The following is a 16279-nucleotide window of genomic DNA, read 5'->3' on the forward strand; positions in this document are numbered from 1 at the left end:
CCCGCGCCTGTCGCCCAGCGTGCGACACAGGGCCGTTTCCTTTGGCTTGGGCGGTCGCGGCAAGGCGCACCCAGATCGCCCCTTCGCCTCCAAACTCACACCCCAAGCCACGCGCGATGCCCCCGAAAAGCCCCCAGCGCCCCCACACCGCACAAACCCTCTAAACCCCACTAGCCCTCTAACCCCGCAGTCCCCAGAATCCCCTCTACCGCGCAAGCCCCCAAACCCCTCCGACCCCACACAAGCCGCCCCGCGCGCACGCGGTCCCGACCCCGCCCAGCCCCCACCCACACCGGGGGGCGTCCCAGTGCCAGTCTATCGGCACCCCCCGACAAACGATCTTGAAACAGCTCGTCGAAGATCCACATGTGGATAACTTCTGTCGCTGAACCGGGTGAAAGTTCGGGCCGAGCGGGAGTCAGCTGACGACCCGGACGGCGGTGGCGAAACGGGGGCGGCCTGCCAGGTCGGCGTGAGCCTCCACATCGGACAGCACTCGGCGGGCCCGCAGCAGGCCGGGTACCGACTCCCCCTGCGAGTCGTCGTGTTCGATGGCCACGGAGCCGCCCGGCTTCAGCAGGCGGGCGGAAAGCGACACCACCGACCGGATCACCGTCAGGCCGTCCGCCCCCGAGAACACCGCGCGCGCCGGGTCGAACCCGGACACCTCAGGCGGTACCTCGGTTCCCTCCGGCACGTAAGGCGGGTTGCACAGCACCAGGTCCACCTGTCCGTCCATCTCGGACAGCAGCCCAGCATCGGTCACATCCCCGTGGTGCAGCAGAACCGGCCTATCCCCCGCCCCCACCCGAGCGTCAGCATTGCGCCGAGCCCAAGCGAGCGCCGAGGAATCCAGCTCCACCGCGTGCACGACAGCATCCGGTCGCGCGGCCGCAACAGCCAAAGCCAGCACGCCCGAGCCCGTGCACAAGTCGACCACCACCGGTGAGTCCACATCGGACAGAGCTGCGAGTCCCCACTCCAGCAGCAGTTCCGTCTCCGGCCGGGGCACGAACACGCCCGGCCCCACCGAGACCTCGACCGAGCCCATCGCCACCGAACCGGTCAGGTGCTGCAACGGTTCGCGGGAAGCACGACGGCGGACCAGGCCTGCGAGTTCCTCCACCTCGGCGGAGGAGACGAGAGGGGTCATCACGAGTTGACCGCGGGGGATGGACAGCACGTGGGCCGCCAACAGTTCCGCGTCGTTGCGCGGGGAGTCCACCCCGGCCGCGGTGAGGATGCGTTCCGCGTCGCGGATGGCCAGGCGCAGGGGGTGGCGCACCGGGTCAGCCCGCCGAGTTGGCTAGGCGTTCGGCGCGGTCCGCCTCGGCGAGGGCGTCGAGGACGCCGTCGAGTTCGCCGTCGAGGACGGCCTCGAGGTTGTGCGCCTTGTAGCCGACGCGGTGGTCGGAGATGCGGTTCTCCGGGAAGTTGTAGGTGCGGACCCGCTCGGAGCGGTCCACGGTGCGGATCTGGCTGCGGCGCGCGTCGGAGGCCTGCCTGGCCGCCTCCTCCTCGGCCGCGGCGAGCAGCCTGGCGCGCAGGACCATCATCGCGCGGGCCTTGTTCTGCAGCTGGGAGCGCTCGTTCTGGCAGGACACCACGATGCCGGTCGGCAGGTGCGTGATGCGCACGGCCGAGTCGGTCGTGTTGACGCTCTGGCCGCCCTTGCCCGACGAGCGGTACACGTCGATGCGCAGGTCCTTGTCCGGGATCTCGCCGATGTCCTCGGAGTCCTCGACCTCGGGGACCACCAGCACGCCCGCGGCCGAGGTGTGGATGCGGCCCTGCGACTCGGTCACCGGCACGCGCTGCACCCGGTGCACGCCGCCCTCGAACTTCAGCCTGGCCCAGACGCCCTCGGGGTCGCTGCCCCTGCTCTTGATGGCGACCGTGACGTCCTTGTAGCCGCCGAGGTCGGACTCGGTGCCGTCGAGGACCTCGGCCTTCCAGCCGTGCCGCTCGGCGTAGCGCAGGTACATCCGCAGCAGGTCACCGGCGAACAGCGCGGACTCCTCGCCGCCCTCACCGGACTTGACCTCCAGCAGCACGTCGGCGCCGTCGTGCGGGTCGCGCGGCAGCAGCAGCTCGGTGAGCTTGGTCTCCAGCGCCGGGATGCGCGCGGCGAGCTCCTCGGCCTCGGCGGCGAACGCGGCGTCCTCACCGGCCAGCTCGCGGGCGGCCTCCAGGTCGCTGCGGGTGGCCTCCAGCTCGCGGTAGGCCTTGATCACCGGCGACAGCTCGGCGTAGCGGCGGCCCAGCTTGCGCGCGCGGTCCTGGTCGGCGTGCACCGACGGGTCGGCCAGCTCGGACTCCAGCTCGGCGTGCTCGGCCCGCAGCTGGCTCAGTGTTCCGGCGTCCACGCCGACTCCCCTCCGTAGTGCGACGACCCCCGCCATGCGAACGGCGCCCACCCGAGTCCCGGGCGGGCGCCGTGAGCGTGGCTACTTGGCGGTCTTGTCCCGCTTGCCGTAGCGGGCCTCGAACCGGGCGACGCGGCCGCCGGTGTCGAGGATCTTCTGCTTGCCCGTGTAGAACGGGTGGCAGGCGGAGCAGACCTCGACGAAGATGCTGCCGGAGGTCTTGGTGCTGCGGGTGCTGAAGGTGTTGCCGCAGCCGCAGGTCACCGAGGTCGTGACGTACTCGGGGTGGATGCCGTTCTTCACGGTGGTCGCCTCTCTCGTGTGGCCGCCGGGTCCCCGCTGACCAGCTGTTACTGGCGGGGTGAACCGGAGCCGGACTCGACCTGACAGTCTGCCAGACGTGCTGGCGAACGGTGCAACGCGGCCCCCGGTCGGGGTATTCCACCGCTCGTCGGACCCAGGCGGCCTCCCGCCGCAGCGCCGGGTCCACTCGTCGATGACGCCCCGGGGAAGCGCCGGATCGGACGGAGAATCGACGGGTGCGCCCTGCCCTGGGCAGACCGCTGACGCCGGTGGCGTGGCTGGCGGTGCCCGTGCTGTTCACCTTGTCCGTGCTCGGCCTCACCGCGCTCGGCGGGTTGCTGCTGGGCGCGTCCTGGCCGGTGACGCTGTCGAGCGGACTGCTCGGCGCGGCCGCGGCGGTGACCGTCGCACTGGGACCGTCGGTGACGTGGTGGTCGTCGGCGCAGCGGGCCGCGCTGGCGCTGCCCTACCCGGTCGCGGTGTTCGGCGCCGGGCTCGCGCTGCACGGCGTCGCGGTGCCCAACGGGCTGGCGATGTGCCTGGGCATCCCGGCCGCGGTGGCGCTGGTGGCGGCCGCGACGACCGAGTCCCCGCGCGCCAGTGGCCCGCGGGGACTCGGAGGTGGCTGAGGACGACGGCTAGACGTCGTTCCCGGCCGGTGTCGTCTTCGCGACCTGCATCAGGAACTCGATGTTGGTGCGGGACTTGCGCAGCCGGTCGAGCAGCAGCTCGATGGCGGCCTGGCTGTCGAGCGCGTGCAGCACCCGGCGCAGCTTGACGGTGACCGCGAGCTCGTCGGGCGGGAGCAGCAGCTCCTCCTTGCGGGTGCCGGACGGGTCGACGTCGACGGCGGGGAAGATCCGCTTGTCGGCGATCTTGCGGTCCAGCTTGAGCTCGGCGTTGCCGGTGCCCTTGAACTCCTCGAAGATCACGGTGTCACCGGCGGACCCGGTCTCCACCAGCGCGGTGGCGAAGATGGTCAGCGAACCGCCACCCTCGATGTTGCGCGCGGCGCCGAGGAAGCGCTTGGGCGGGAACAGCGCCGTCGAGTCGACACCACCGGACAGGATCCGGCCGGACGCCGGGGCCGCGAGGTTGTACGCGCGGCCGAGGCGGGTGATCGAGTCGAGCAGCACGACCACGTCGTGGCCCATCTCCACCAGGCGCTTGGCGCGCTCGATGGACAGCTCCGCGACCGTGGTGTGGTCGCCGGGCGGCCGGTCGAAGGTGGAGGCGATGACCTCACCCTTGACCGAGCGCTGCATGTCGGTGACCTCTTCCGGGCGCTCGTCGACGAGCACCACCATGAGGTAGACCTCGGGGTTGTTGGTGGTGATCGCGTTGGCGATCGCCTGCAGCACCGAGGTCTTGCCCGCCTTGGGCGGGGACACGATGAGCGCGCGCTGCCCCTTGCCCACCGGCATCACCAGGTCGATGACGCGGGTGGTGAGGATGTGCGGCTCGGTCTCCAGGCGCAGTCGCTCGTTGGGGTAGAGCGGGGTGAGCTTGGTGAACTCCGGCCGGTTGCGGGCCTGGTCCGGCTCCAGCCCGTTGATCGACTCCACCCGCACCAGCGGGTTGAACTTCTGCCGCTGGGCCTCGCCCTCGCGCGGCTGGCGGACCTGGCCGGTGATGGCGTCGCCGCGGCGCAGCCCGTACTTGCGGACCAGCGACAGCGAGACGTAGACGTCGTTGGGGCCCGCGAGGTAGCCGGAGGTGCGCACGAAGGCGTAGTTCTCCAGCACGTCGAGCACCCCGGCGACCGGGAGCAGGACGTCGTCGTCGCGGACGTCGGTGTCGTTCTGCCCGGCGCTGCCACCCTCGACGCGGCCACCGCGACGGCGGCGGTCCCGGAAGCGGCGACCGCGGCGACCGCCGCCCTCGCCGTCATCGTCGTCGTCGAGCGGGCGGTTGTCCTGGCGGTCGGACTGGTTGGACTGCCGGTCCTGCCGGTCGGGCCGGTTGCGGTCGCCGCCGCGGTCACCGCGGTCGTTGCGGTCACCCCGGTCGTTGCGGTCGCCGCGATCGTTGCGGTCACCGCGGTCGGACCGGTCGTTGCGCTCGCCACGGTCGCCGCGGTCGTTGCGCTCGCCCCGCTCACCGCGGTCGTTGCGGTCGCCGCGGTCCTGGCGGTCGCCCCGGTCGTTGCGCTCGCCGCGGTCACCGCGGTCGTTGCGGTCACGGCGGTCGCGGCGCTCCGGCCTGCCGTCCTCCCTGGACTCGGTGCGGCGCGGCTGCTCGGCCTGGACCGGCTGGGTGGCCTGGGTGACCGGCGCGGACTGGGTGGTCGCCGGGGCCTGCTCGACCGGGGCCTGCGCCGCGGTGGCCGCGATGGCCTCCGGGCTGCCCGCGGCGCGGCTGGACCCGCGGCGGCGGCGGTTGTCCCGGCCGCCGTCCTGGCGCTGCGCCTCCGGCGCGGCGGTCTCCACCGGCGCGGCGGGAGGGGCTACCTCGGCCACCTCGGCCTGCCGCTCGGCCTTGCCCGCCCGCTCGCGCTTGGGCTTGGCCTCGACCGCGGTGTCGGCGCCGTTGAGCGGCAACTGCTGCGCGGTCCCGCCGGAGCCGCCGCCCTGCCGCTCCTTGATGGCAGCGATCAGGTCGCCCTTGCGCATACCGGTGGTGCTGGTGATCCCCAGTTGGCCCGCGAGCTCGCGCAGTTCGGCGAGAACCATGCCGGACAGGCCCGCCCTACGCCGGGGTGCGCCGCCGTCGGCCTGCGCCTTCGGGTCGCTGCTCAGTAGATCGGTATTGCTCACACATGTCCTTCCTGACCGGTCCCCGCCTCCAACGTGGACCAGCGGCCGCCGTCCGACGGAACGCGAGACGGCGTGACTGCCCTGTGCTGAACTTCCGCGCCGCGGAGGCGGCCACGGGTCCGGGCCAACCGTTGCGACACGGCCGCCAAAACAGGGAGCTGCTGGCCACCGCGGCCATCGGGTACCTGCGAGCGCCGACTCGGACCTTGGTGAAGGACTGAGCCGATACCCCGGCAGATGATGCGACCCGGGAAAAGAACTCCCCGGAACGACACCGGGCGCCCGTGCGCGCGGTGACTGAACGACCCCGAGGGTAGACGGCAGTCACTCAAGGTGCAACAACCGGCTCACAGCGCGTCGCCCCGGATTCGCCGCCAGCGATGGTGATCTGGGTCACGCGCGGGGCCCTGGTGGTCCTGGACGGGTCAACGCCGCGGTCACCGCGGGTGTTCCCGCTCAGCCGAGCGGGTCTACCCGCACGCCCGATCGGTCCACCGCAACGGGGATGACCGTGAAACCGGTGACGTCGACCCCGGCGGGCAGGGCACCGTCCGTGGTCAGCGCGAGGACGGTCGGCCCGGCACCGGAGACCGCGGCCGCGACGCCCCTGGCGCGCAGTTCGCGGACCACGCGCAGGGTGTCCGGCCACGCCTTCTCGCGGTAGTCCTGGTGCAGCGTGTCCGCGGTGGCGGGCAGCAGCAGGTCCGGCCGCGCGGCGATGGCGTGCACGGCGAGCGCGGCGCGGCCCGCGGCGAACGCGGCGTCGGCGTGCGGGACGACCGCGGGCAGCAAACCCCTGGTCACGTGGGTCGCGGACTGCTCGGCGGGCACGACGGCGACCGGGCGCAGGTCCGGGTGCGGGTCGACGCGCGCGGCGCGGAAGCGGCCCGTGGTCTCGTCGGTCCAGGCCAGCACGAGCCCGCCGAGCAGGCTCGCCGCGACGTTGTCGGCGTGCCCCTCGAACTCGGCGGCCAGGTGCAGCGCGTCCTCCAGCGCCGTCCCGACCAGCTCGACCCCGGCGAGGCCGTACCCGGCGGCGATGCCGCCGACGATGGCCGCGGCGGACGAGCCGAGACCGCGCGCGTGCGGGATCGCGTTGGCACAGGTCAGTTCCAGGCCGCCAGGGTCGTGCCCGAGGTGGGCGCTCGCCGCCCGCAGCGCGCGCACGACCAGGTGCGTCTCGTCGAGCGGGACGTCCCCCGCGCCCTCCCCGCCGACCACGACGGTCAGCGGGGACGCGCTGGGGCGGACCTCGAGCACGTCGTGCAGGGCGAGGGCGAGCCCGAGCGCGTCGAACCCCGCGCCCAGGTTCGCCGACGAGGCGGGCACCCGGACGCGGACGCCCGCGCTCACCCCAGGTCCAGCGCGGAGGCGACCGCCGAGGCGTCCACCGGCACCGGCTCGACCTCGACCAGCCCGTCGAGCGCGGTGTCGGGGTCCTTGAGGCCGTGCCCGGTGACGGTGCAGACCACGACGGACCCCCGCGGCAGCCGCCCGTCGGCCGCGGTGGCGAGCAGACCGGCGACACTGGCCGCCGAGCCCGGCTCGACGAACACGCCCTCGCGCGCGGGCAGCAACCGGTACGCCTCCAGGATCTGCTGGTCGCTGACCGCGTCGACGAGCCCGCCGGACTCGTCGCGGGCGGCGACCGCACCGGCCCAGGAAGCCGGACTGCCGACCCGGATCGCGGTCGCGATGGTCTCCGGGTTGGGCACCGGCTCACCGCGCACGATCGGGGCGGCGCCCTCGGCCTGGAAGCCGAACATCCGCGGAGTGCCGGTGATGATGCCGTCCTCGGCGTAGTCGCGGTACCCGCGCCAGTAGGCGGTGATGTTGCCCGCGTTGCCCACCGGGAGGCAGTGGACGTCCGGCGCGCGCCCGAGGACGTCGCAGATCTCCCACGCCGCGGTCTTCTGGCCGACCAGCCGCACCGGGTTGACCGAGTTGACCAAACCGATCGGGTACTCGTTGGCGGTCTTGCGGGCCAGTTCCAGGCAGTCGTCGAAGTTGCCGTCGATCTGCAGGACCCGGGCGCCGTAGGCGACGGCCTGGGCGAGCTTGCCGAGTGCGATCTTGCCGCGCGGCACCAGCACCGCGGAGGTGAGCCCGGCGCGGGCGGCGTACGCGGTCGCCGACGCCGAGGTGTTGCCGGTGGAGGCGCAGATGACGGCCCCGAGGCCTGCCGCGAGCGCGTGCGTCATGGCCACGGTCATGCCGCGGTCCTTGAACGACCCGGTCGGGTTGTGCCCCTCGACCTTGAGGTAGACGGTGCTGCCGGTGCGCTCCGACAGGTACGGCGCGGGCAGCAACGGGGTGTTGCCCTCGCCGAGGGTGACGATCTTCGCGCCCTCGGGCAGCGGGATCCGCGCCCGGTACGCCTCGATGATGCCCGGCCACCCTGGCCGCACACCGGTGGGGATGGTCATGAGTCCTCGCCTTCGACCCGCATCACGCTGACCACCTCGTGCACGAACGGCAGTCCCGCGACCTTGTCCACTGTGGAGCGTAGCGCGGCGTCCGGTGCCGAGTGGGTGACGATCACGAGGCTCGCGTCGTGCGCCCTGCCCTCCTGGCGGACAGCGGCGATGCTCACCTCGTGCTGGGCGAACTCGGCGGCGACCGCCGAGAGCACGCCCGCGCGGTCGGCGACGTCCAGGCTGATGTGGTACCTGGTCGACGCCTGCGCGATCGGGCGCACCGGCAGGTCGGCGTAGGCCGACTCGCGCGGTCCGCGCCCGCCGACGGTCCGGTTGCGGGCTACCGCGACCAGATCGCCGAGCACGGCGCTGGCAGTGGGTGCACCGCCCGCTCCCTGCCCGTAGAACATGAGCTGTCCCGCGGCCTCCGCCTCGACGAACACGGCGTTGAACGCGCCGCTCACGCCCGCGAGCGGGTGGCTGCGCGGGATCATCGCCGGGTGCACGCGGACCGCGACGGTCTCGCCGTCGTCGGTCTGCACCCGCTCGCAGATGGCCAGCAGCTTGATGGTGCGGTCCAGCGCGCGGGCCGCGGCGAAGTCGGCGGAGGTCACCGCGGAGATGCCCTCGCGGTAGACGTCGCCTGCGGTGACCCGGGTGTGGAAGGACAGCGACGCCAGGATCGCGGCCTTGGACGCGGCGTCGAACCCGTCGACGTCCGCGGTCGGGTCGGCCTCGGCGTACCCGAGCCGGGACGCCTCGTCGAGGGTCTCGGAGTAGCCGGCGCCGGTCTCGTCCATGGCGGAGAGGATGAAGTTCGTGGTGCCGTTGACGATGCCCATCACCCGGGTGATGCGGTCACCGGCCAGCGACTCGCGCAGCGGGCGCAGCAGCGGGATGGCCCCGGCGACGGCCGCCTCGAAGTACAGGTCGGCACCGGTGCGGTCGGCCGCCTCGAACAGCTCGCCCGCGTGCTCGGCCAGCAGCGCCTTGTTCGCGGTGACCACCGACTTGCCCGCGTTGAGCGCGTCGAGCAGCCAGCCCCTGGTCGGCTCGATGCCGCCGATGACCTCGACCACCACGTCGACGTCGTCGCGGGTGACCAGGGCGGCCGCGTCGGTGGTGAGCAGCTCGGCAGGCACCTCGCGGTGCTTGTTGGGCCTGCGCACCGCGATGCCCACCAGGTCGATCCTGGCGCCGACCCTGGCGGCCAGGTCGTCGGCCTGCTCGGTGAGCAGGCGCGCGATCTGGGTGCCGACGGTGCCGCAGCCCAGCAGGGCGACACGGATCGGTTTGGCTGTCACGCTCGTCGCCGCGGTCAAGGGGTCTCCAGTCTGAGCAGGTCGTCCACGGTCTCCCGACGCAGCAGCAGCCGCGCCGATCCCTCGCGCACGGCCACCACCGCCGGTCGGGGCAGCCGGTTGTAGTTGCTCGCCATGGCGTAGCAGTAGGCACCGGTCGCCGCGACGGCCAGCAGGTCGCCGGGTGCAAGGTTGTCGGGCAGCCAGCAGTCTCGCACCACAACGTCACCGGACTCACAGTGCTTGCCCACGACTCGGGACAGCACGGCCCGCGCGCCGCGTTCGCCCTCGTCGCTGGCGCGCGACACCAGGCGGGTGTCGTAGACGGCGTCGTAGAGCGCGGTGCGGATGTTGTCGCTCATCCCGCCGTCGACGCTGACGTAGCGGCGGCCGGTGCCGTGGCCGAGGGACACGTCCTTGGTGGTGCCGACCTCGTAGACGGTGATCATGCTGGGCCCGACGATGGCCCGGCCCGGTTCCACGGCGATCCGCGGCTGCGGCAGCCCGGCCTGCTCGCACTCCTTGGTGACGATGGTGCGCAGCTGCTCAGCCAGCCAGCCGGGGGGCGGCGGGTCGTCCTGCGCGGTGTAGGCGATGCCCAGACCGCCGCCGAGGTCGACGGTGGTGACGTCGGTGAGCGCCTCGGCGCCGTGCTCGGCGTGCAGCTCGGCGAGCAGGCCGATGACCCGGTGCGCGGCGACCTCGAAGCCGTCTGCGTCGAAGATCTGCGAGCCGATGTGGCTGTGCAGGCCGATCAGCCGCAGCCCGCCCGACTTGAGCACCCGCCTGGCCGCCTCGGCCGCGTCGCCGCCCGCGAGGGAGAAGCCGAACTTCTGGTCCTCGTGCGCGGTGGCGATGAACTCGTGGGTGTGCGCCTCGACGCCGACGGTCACCCGGATGAGGACGTCGGCGACGACGCCGCGCTCGCGGGCCAGGTGGTCGAGGCGGGCGATCTCGAAGAACGAGTCCACCACGACCGTGCCGACCCCGGCGTCGAGCGCCTGCGCCAGCTCCGCGGTGGACTTGTTGTTGCCGTGCAGGGTGATCCGCTCCGGCGGGAACTCGGCGCGCAGGGCAACCGCGAGCTCGCCGCCGCTGCACACGTCGATGCTCAGGCCCTCCTGGGCGACCCAGCGGGCGATCTCGACGGACAGGAACGCCTTGGACGCGTAGTGCACCAGCGCGGGGTCGCCGAAGGCCTGCGCGTGCTCGCGGCAGCGGGCCCGGAAGTCGTCCTCGTCGACGACGAACAGCGGCGTCCCGTAGGTCTCGGCCAGCGCGCGGACGTCGACGCCCGCGACCCGCACCGCCCCGTCGTCACCGCGGGCGGTGTTGCGCGGCCAGACCGACTCGACCAACTCGTCGAGCGCGGCCGCGGTGGTCGGCCGCTCGCTGGCGGTGTTGCTCGACGACAGGACATCCGCGTGCCGCGGACCTGCCGGGTGTGCCCTCATGGTTCCTACAATCGTTGCGGTGCGGTGATTCCGAGCTGCCCCAGCCCGTGGGCCAGGACCTGGCGGGCGCCTGCGCACAGCGCCAGGAGCGCGTCGTGCCCCCGGCGCGGTTCCTCGTCGCCCTGCGGGAGGACGTGGTGGTGGTCGGTGAAGTCCCACGCCTGGTCGGCGAGCCTGCGCAGGTAGCGGACGGTCCGCGCGGGGGGTCCGGTGACGGCGTCGGGGAACTCGGCGATGGTGCGGGCCAGATCGATCTCGTCGGGGTGGTCGAGCAGGTCGACGTCCACTGTGGTGGGGACGACGCCGAGCCGCTCACCGTTGCGGATCAACGACGACAGCAGCGCGTGGACGTAGCGGACGCAGTGGAACGGGTTCTCCTCGGTCCGCGCGCGCAGCACGTCGACGTCCACTGTGGAGTCGCTGAGCGCGGCGAACCTGGCGGCGTCGGCGCCGACCTCGTCGACCAGGTCGGCCATGGCGATCTCACCGGTCGTGGTGCGGACGGTCGCCGGGAGGGTGATCTCGCGGGTGGGCAGCGCGGGCGAGTCGATGGCCCGGCGGACGGCGTCGGCGCGGGTCTCGGCGGTCAACCACAGGTTGACGTACCCGGCGCCAGCGACCTCGGCCTCGGCGACGGCGGAGTGGGTGACCAGCTCGTCGGCCAGCCAGTGCGCCAGCAGCCGGGGCGGCACACCCAGCGGACCCGCGGCGCGCAGGGCGACAGCGGTGGCGTAGTCGCCCCGGTTGCGATCACGGGGACGGGTGACCGCGACGTCGTCGGGGATGGCGCCGGTGTCGAGCCCGCGGTCGTCCAGCACGCGCACGGCGGCGGAACGAACCAGGTCAGCGAGCACGGCGGGGGTCACCGGGCAAGTCTAGGTATCGGGGTCCCGGCACCTGCTCGGGGTCCATAGACTCACCCGCATGATTCGGTACGCCCGTCACCTCGCGCTCGCCGCTGCCTGCGTCGCGCTCGTCGGCTGTTCGCGCACGGAAGCGGGTAGCCCTACCGTGGCCACCTCCGAGGCCGAGGCACCCGCGCCCACCGGGTTCAACCCGACCGAGGACAACCAGGACCCGACCTCGAAGATCGACGGCGTGCTGGCCATCGAGTACAAGGGCGCCCAGCACGTCAAGCCGACCGAGCGGGTCGCCTACGACCACAAGCCCCCGCTGGGCGGTGCGCACGACGCGGTGTGGGCACCGTGCAACGGCGTCGTCTACAAGGTGGCGGTGCGCACCGAGAACCTCGTCCACTCGCTGGAGCACGGCGCGGTGTGGCTGACCTACGACCCGGACAAGCTCGACAAGGCCGGGGTCGCCGCGCTGGCCAAGAAGGTCACCGGCAAGCCGTACACCGTCATGTCGCCCTACCCCGGGCAGGGCAAGGCGGTGTCGTTGCAGTCGTGGGGGCGGCAGTTGCAGGTGGACGCGGTCGACGACAAGCGGGTCGACCAGTTCATCCAGGCGACCAGGGCCAACCAGTACCTGACCCCCGAGCCCGGCGCGTCCTGCGACGCGCTCGGGTCCGACCGCTTCGACCAGGACGACCCGCCCAAGTTCGACCCGTCGGACCCCGGACCTGGCGCGATCCCGCCGACCGGCCGGTGAGGCGGTACCCGGACCTCGGTTGACACCGACCAGACACCCGTTCCCTAGACTTGGCCTCCGCACCCACCAGGTGCGGGGCTTCCCGGACGGGGGAGCCGACGCGCTCAGAGGTCCGAGGGACGGCATGGCCAGCGGAACGCAGAAGAAGGGCCCACAGGGCGGCAAGGGTGGCAAGAAGAGCGCGGTCTCGGCCGCGCGGGCCTCCGTCGTCACGAAGAAGGGCCCGCCCTGGGCGCTGATCGCCGGGATCACCGCGATCGTGCTGCTGGCCGGTGGCGTGTTCAGCTATGCGTACTTCCAGGTCTCGGCGGCGCAGAAGTTCATCGCCTCCGACGACAACAAGGACCCGTCCGAGGCCATCAACGGCGTGGTGAAGGTCGCCTACGCCTCCGGCCAGCACGTGCAGGCCACCCAGCGCGTCGCCTACGACCAGAGCCCGCCCTTCGGCGGCCCGCACGACGGCGTCTGGGCCGACTGCACCGGCATCGTGTACCCGGCGCCGGTGCGCAACGAGAACATGGTCCACACCCTCGAGCACGGCACGGTCTGGATCGCCTACAACCCGGACAAGGTGCAGGGCGCGGAGCTGGACAAGCTCAAGTCCAAGGTCGAGGGCACCGCGTACATGGTCATGTCGCCGTACCCCGGCCTCGACCGGCCGATCTCGCTGCAGTCGTGGGGCCACCAGCTCAAGCTCGACAGCGCCGAGGACGAGCGCATCGACCAGTTCATCAAGTCGCTGCGCGCGAACAACTACCAGAACCCCGAGCCCGGCGGCCGCTGCGACAGCAACCAGACCGGCTTCGACCCGGCCAACCCGCCGCCCTTCGTCGCCGAGAAGCCCGGCGCCGACGCGGTGGGCATGGACGGCAAGAACCCGGGCGCCAGCACCGCGCCGTCCGCTTCGGCTCCTGCCTCCACCCCGGCTCCTGCTTCCACCCCGGCCGCGCCGACCACGTCCGCGGCCGCGCCGTCCCAGTGACCACGCCTGACGAGCCGACCGCCCGCTCCTTCTCGAGCGGGCGGTCGACGCTCGTCTACGTGGCCGCCGCCGTGGTCGTCCTGCTGGTCGGCGCCGCGGCGGGCATGCTCATCACCCTCGCCACCACCGGCAGCGCCCCCGAGACCCCCGGCGCCGACTCGATCGACGTCGGCTTCGCCCAGGACATGCGCGTGCACCACCTCCAGGCGATCACGATGGCCGGGATGGCCCGCGACCGCAGCGAGGACACCGAGGTCCGCCAACTGGCCTTCGACATCGAGTCGACCCAACTGGACCAGAGCGGCCAACTCAGCGGCTGGCTCACCGCCTGGGGCCAACCCACCCTGTCCCCGCCCGACCAGCCCCACATGCGCTGGATGGCAGGCGCCCACACCCATTCCGATGCCGCGGGCGTCGACCTCATGCCCGGCATGGCGACCTCGGAAGAACTGATGAAGCTCCGCGCCCTCAAAGGCACCGAGTTCACCGTCTACTTCCTCCAGCTCATGCTCCGCCACCACGTAGGCGGCCTCGAAATGGCCACCTACGCCGCCGACCACGCCCGCGTCGGCTACGTCCGCAACCTGGCCCAGAAGATCGCCTCAGGCCAAAAAGCCGAGGTGGACCTCCTCACCACAATGCTCAAAGCCCGCGGCGCCCAGCCCCTCCCGGGCTGACGTACGACCCGCCGCACAATGACCACTTTGTGGCCATTCCGGCTCTTCGCCGTCCACTTTTAGGTCTATTTCACGCTGTGCACGCTCTCTACTATTTCGGCCGTGACCGGCTACAAGTACGACGTGTTCCTCAGTTACAGCCGCAGGGGAACAGCGCAGCGGTGGTTGTTGAACCATTTCTACGAGCGCTTGGTCGATTGCCTCACTGACCAATTGGCGCACACGCCCGAGGTGTACATGGACCGGATGTCCATCGCCAGGGGCGTGCACTGGCCATCCGATCTCCAGCAGGCACTCCTGCACAGCAAGATCATCGTACCGCTGTTCACCCCGCCGTACTTCCGATCTCCGTGGTGCATGGCGGAGTTCCGCAGCATGCAGGAGCGGCAGAGGAAGCTCGGGATCGGCCGGGGCCAGGTCCCGCAAGGGTTGATCTATCCAATCCTGTTCGCCGACTCGGACAACTTCCCGTCCGAGGCCCGCGAATATTCATGGTGGGACTTCAAGGACGTATCCAATCCGGATCCGGTGTACCGGATGACGCGCGACTACCCCCGCTTTCACGAGCGGGTGACCAAGTTCGCCGCCGACTTGGCCAGATTGTTGGAACAGGTGCCACAGTGGGAGCCTGACTGGCCACTGCTGGTCACACCTGATCCGGTGCTCATGCCGCCACCGCTGATCCCAAGATTCGGCGACCCCGCACAACGCGCCGAGCAGCAACTGCTCAACGACACACAATGGTTGGACGAGCTGTGACGGGCACCGTCGTCACCTTCTACTCCTACAAGGGTGGGGTCGGCCGGAGTTCGACGCTGTCCAACGTGGCGGTGTTGCTCGCGCGGTGGGGCCGCAAGGTGCTGGTCGTGGACTGGGACCTCGAGGCACCAGGACTGCACCACTACTTCGGTCCATTCCTGCGCACACCGCCTGCGAGCGGTGTGATCGACCTCGCCAACGACTTCCTCGGCGGTGCGAAAACACCTGGTCAGCACATCGTCTCCGTCGACATCGGCGAGAGTAACCTGGACCTGCTCGCCGCAGGTGGACTCGACCCCAGCAACCCTCGTCGCACACACCCTTCCTATCGCAGCCGCATGCAGCGAATCGACTGGGCGGACCTGTACGAACAAGGTTTCGCGACCTTCTTGGAACGGTGCCGAGAGGAGTGGACCGAAAGCTACGACTTCGTGCTGATCGACAGCCGGACCGGCATCTCGGACACCGCGGGTATCTGCACCGCGCACTTGCCCGACCGGCTCGCCATCGTCTTCACCGCGAACGACCAAAACCTGATGGACGTCGTCGATGTCGCGCAGCGCGCCGATATCGCCAGGGACAGGTTGCCCTACGACCGGCCGCCGCACATGGTCCTGCCGATCCTCTCCCGGTTCGACGGCCGTGTCGAGTACGAGCAGGCCGAGAAGTGGCACCGCAAGTGCACCGAGGCCGTGGCGCCGCTGTTCGGCAACTGGCTGGCCAAGAGCGTTCCGGAAGAACTGATGCTGCGGCACCTCACGGTCCCGTACATCTCCTACTGGAGCTTCGGCGAGCAGCTCCCGGTGCAGGCGGAGCAGACACCGTCGCCGGACCAGATCTCGTACGCGCTGGAGACGGTGGCCGCGGTGATCGGCCAGCAGTTCGACCGCACCGACCTGCTGGCCGACAACCGGGACGCCTACGTCGCCGCTGCCAGGTCCCAGCGCCGGGATTTCGACCTCGACCTGCTGGTGTCCAGCCCGCGCTCGGCGCAGGTGGCGGCGACCGGGCTGATCGACGAGCTGCGCGCGCTCGGCTTGCGAGCGGACCGGTCGCTGTCGGCCAACGTGGAGTTCCTCGACCACCCGCGGGAACCGGCCAAGCACCTGTGCCTCATGGTCGACGGTGAGGTGAGCCGGTGGCAGACCACCGAGGCGGAGCGGTTCCTGCGGCACGCGCTCGACCCTGGCGGGGTTGAGCGCCAGCTGTTCTGCGTGCTGACGCACGGCACCGACCGGGCGCAACTGCCCGGCTTCCTCCGCAACCTGCGACCGCTGGAGCTGGCGCCGCACACCCGGCCGGTCGACGTGGCGCGCGAGCTGCACGACCTGATCACCGGGAAACCCACGAAAGCGGGCGCTCCGGACCGGGACGCCCTCGACCAGGCCGCGTCCATCCTGCGCGCGGTGCCGCGTGAGCTTCCCTATGCCAGCCGGTTCGTGCTCGTCGAGCAGGTCGTGCTCGACATGGCGGCCGCGCTGGACCGCGGCGAGCTGCCCCTGCTGCGGGATCTGTCCATCGACCTGGAACTGCTGGGCAAGGTCCACACGAACGGGGAGCGGGTCGCGGCACCCGCGGACCTGCGGGCCCGGATCGACGCGCTGTTGGACCGGATCGACCGCCGCATCCAAGCCTTCACCGACTGAGAGGTAC

General features: G+C 71.5%; 15 protein-coding genes. 6 read left to right on the plus strand and 9 right to left on the minus strand.

Annotation, left to right across the window (positions count from 1 at the left end):
- Positions 1-418 precede the first annotated feature (418 nt).
- From prmC to rpmE, 3 genes are all read right to left on the minus strand, one after another.
- A complete protein-coding gene (gene prmC, locus BMY07_RS06750) occupies positions 419-1285 on the minus strand; it encodes a peptide chain release factor N(5)-glutamine methyltransferase (RefSeq protein WP_245782244.1) in 867 nt (288 codons plus the stop codon).
- 4 nt (positions 1286-1289) lie between these two features.
- Complete coding sequence (gene prfA, locus BMY07_RS06755; RefSeq protein ID WP_092775606.1) at positions 1290-2366, minus strand: peptide chain release factor 1; 1077 nt, start codon at positions 2364-2366, stop codon at positions 1290-1292.
- An 81-nt stretch (positions 2367-2447) separates the two neighbouring features.
- Positions 2448-2669 (minus strand): 50S ribosomal protein L31, encoded by a 222-nt coding sequence (gene rpmE, locus BMY07_RS06760; protein ID WP_092775607.1) that lies wholly within the window; start codon positions 2667-2669, stop codon positions 2448-2450.
- A gap of 236 nt (positions 2670-2905) precedes the next feature.
- On the opposite strand from rpmE, the gene BMY07_RS06765 reads away from it, so the two are divergent.
- The gene (locus BMY07_RS06765; protein ID WP_121390054.1) at positions 2906-3298 is read left to right on the plus strand and encodes a hypothetical protein; all 393 of its coding nucleotides are present in this window, start codon (positions 2906-2908) and stop codon (positions 3296-3298) included.
- A 9-nt stretch (positions 3299-3307) separates the two neighbouring features.
- On the opposite strand, the gene rho is transcribed toward BMY07_RS06765, so the two are convergent.
- From rho to BMY07_RS06795, 6 genes are all read right to left on the minus strand, one after another.
- Positions 3308-5425 carry a transcription termination factor Rho gene (gene rho / locus BMY07_RS06770; protein WP_092775609.1) on the minus strand — a complete coding sequence of 706 codons (2118 nt, stop codon included), beginning with the start codon at positions 5423-5425 and terminating at the stop codon, positions 3308-3310.
- Positions 5426-5881: 456 nt separating this feature from the next.
- A complete protein-coding gene (thrB, locus tag BMY07_RS06775) occupies positions 5882-6778 on the minus strand; it encodes a homoserine kinase (RefSeq protein WP_092775610.1) in 897 nt (298 codons plus the stop codon).
- Entirely contained in the window at positions 6775-7851 is a 1077-nt protein-coding gene (gene thrC, locus BMY07_RS06780; protein ID WP_092775611.1) for a threonine synthase, read from the minus strand. The genes thrB and thrC overlap by 4 nt, the downstream gene beginning before the upstream one ends.
- A complete protein-coding gene (locus BMY07_RS06785; protein WP_092775612.1) occupies positions 7848-9164 on the minus strand; it encodes a homoserine dehydrogenase in 1317 nt (438 codons plus the stop codon). The genes thrC and BMY07_RS06785 overlap by 4 nt, the downstream gene beginning before the upstream one ends.
- The gene (gene lysA, locus BMY07_RS06790; RefSeq protein ID WP_092775613.1) at positions 9161-10597 is read right to left on the minus strand and encodes a diaminopimelate decarboxylase; all 1437 of its coding nucleotides are present in this window, start codon (positions 10595-10597) and stop codon (positions 9161-9163) included. Before lysA ends, BMY07_RS06785 begins: the two co-directional genes overlap by 4 nt.
- A 5-nt stretch (positions 10598-10602) precedes the next feature.
- Entirely contained in the window at positions 10603-11463 is an 861-nt protein-coding gene (locus BMY07_RS06795; RefSeq protein WP_092775614.1) for an arginine--tRNA ligase, read from the minus strand.
- Between the two features lie 58 nt (positions 11464-11521).
- Here BMY07_RS06795 and BMY07_RS06800 point away from each other — a divergent pair, with 58 nt between their 5' ends.
- The 5 genes from BMY07_RS06800 (at position 11522) to BMY07_RS06820 (ending at position 16272) form a co-directional block, all read left to right on the plus strand.
- Positions 11522-12208: a thioredoxin-like domain-containing protein gene (locus tag BMY07_RS06800; protein WP_092775615.1), complete on the plus strand. Its 687-nt coding sequence runs from the start codon at positions 11522-11524 to the stop codon at positions 12206-12208.
- A gap of 124 nt (positions 12209-12332) precedes the next feature.
- Positions 12333-13190 (plus strand): thioredoxin-like domain-containing protein, encoded by an 858-nt coding sequence (locus BMY07_RS06805; RefSeq protein WP_092775616.1) that lies wholly within the window; start codon positions 12333-12335, stop codon positions 13188-13190.
- Positions 13187-13867 carry a DUF305 domain-containing protein gene (locus BMY07_RS06810; protein WP_245782245.1) on the plus strand — a complete coding sequence of 227 codons (681 nt, stop codon included), beginning with the start codon at positions 13187-13189 and terminating at the stop codon, positions 13865-13867. The genes BMY07_RS06805 and BMY07_RS06810 overlap by 4 nt, the downstream gene beginning before the upstream one ends.
- A gap of 102 nt (positions 13868-13969) precedes the next feature.
- Positions 13970-14626, plus strand: coding sequence for a toll/interleukin-1 receptor domain-containing protein (locus tag BMY07_RS06815; RefSeq protein WP_092775617.1), 657 nt, complete (start codon positions 13970-13972; stop codon positions 14624-14626).
- The gene (locus tag BMY07_RS06820) at positions 14623-16272 is read left to right on the plus strand and encodes a KGGVGR-motif variant AAA ATPase (protein ID WP_245782246.1); all 1650 of its coding nucleotides are present in this window, start codon (positions 14623-14625) and stop codon (positions 16270-16272) included. The genes BMY07_RS06815 and BMY07_RS06820 overlap by 4 nt, the downstream gene beginning before the upstream one ends.
- Positions 16273-16279 lie beyond the last annotated feature (7 nt).

Source organism: Actinokineospora terrae (assembly GCF_900111175.1).
Classification (GTDB): domain Bacteria; phylum Actinomycetota; class Actinomycetes; order Mycobacteriales; family Pseudonocardiaceae; genus Actinokineospora; species Actinokineospora terrae.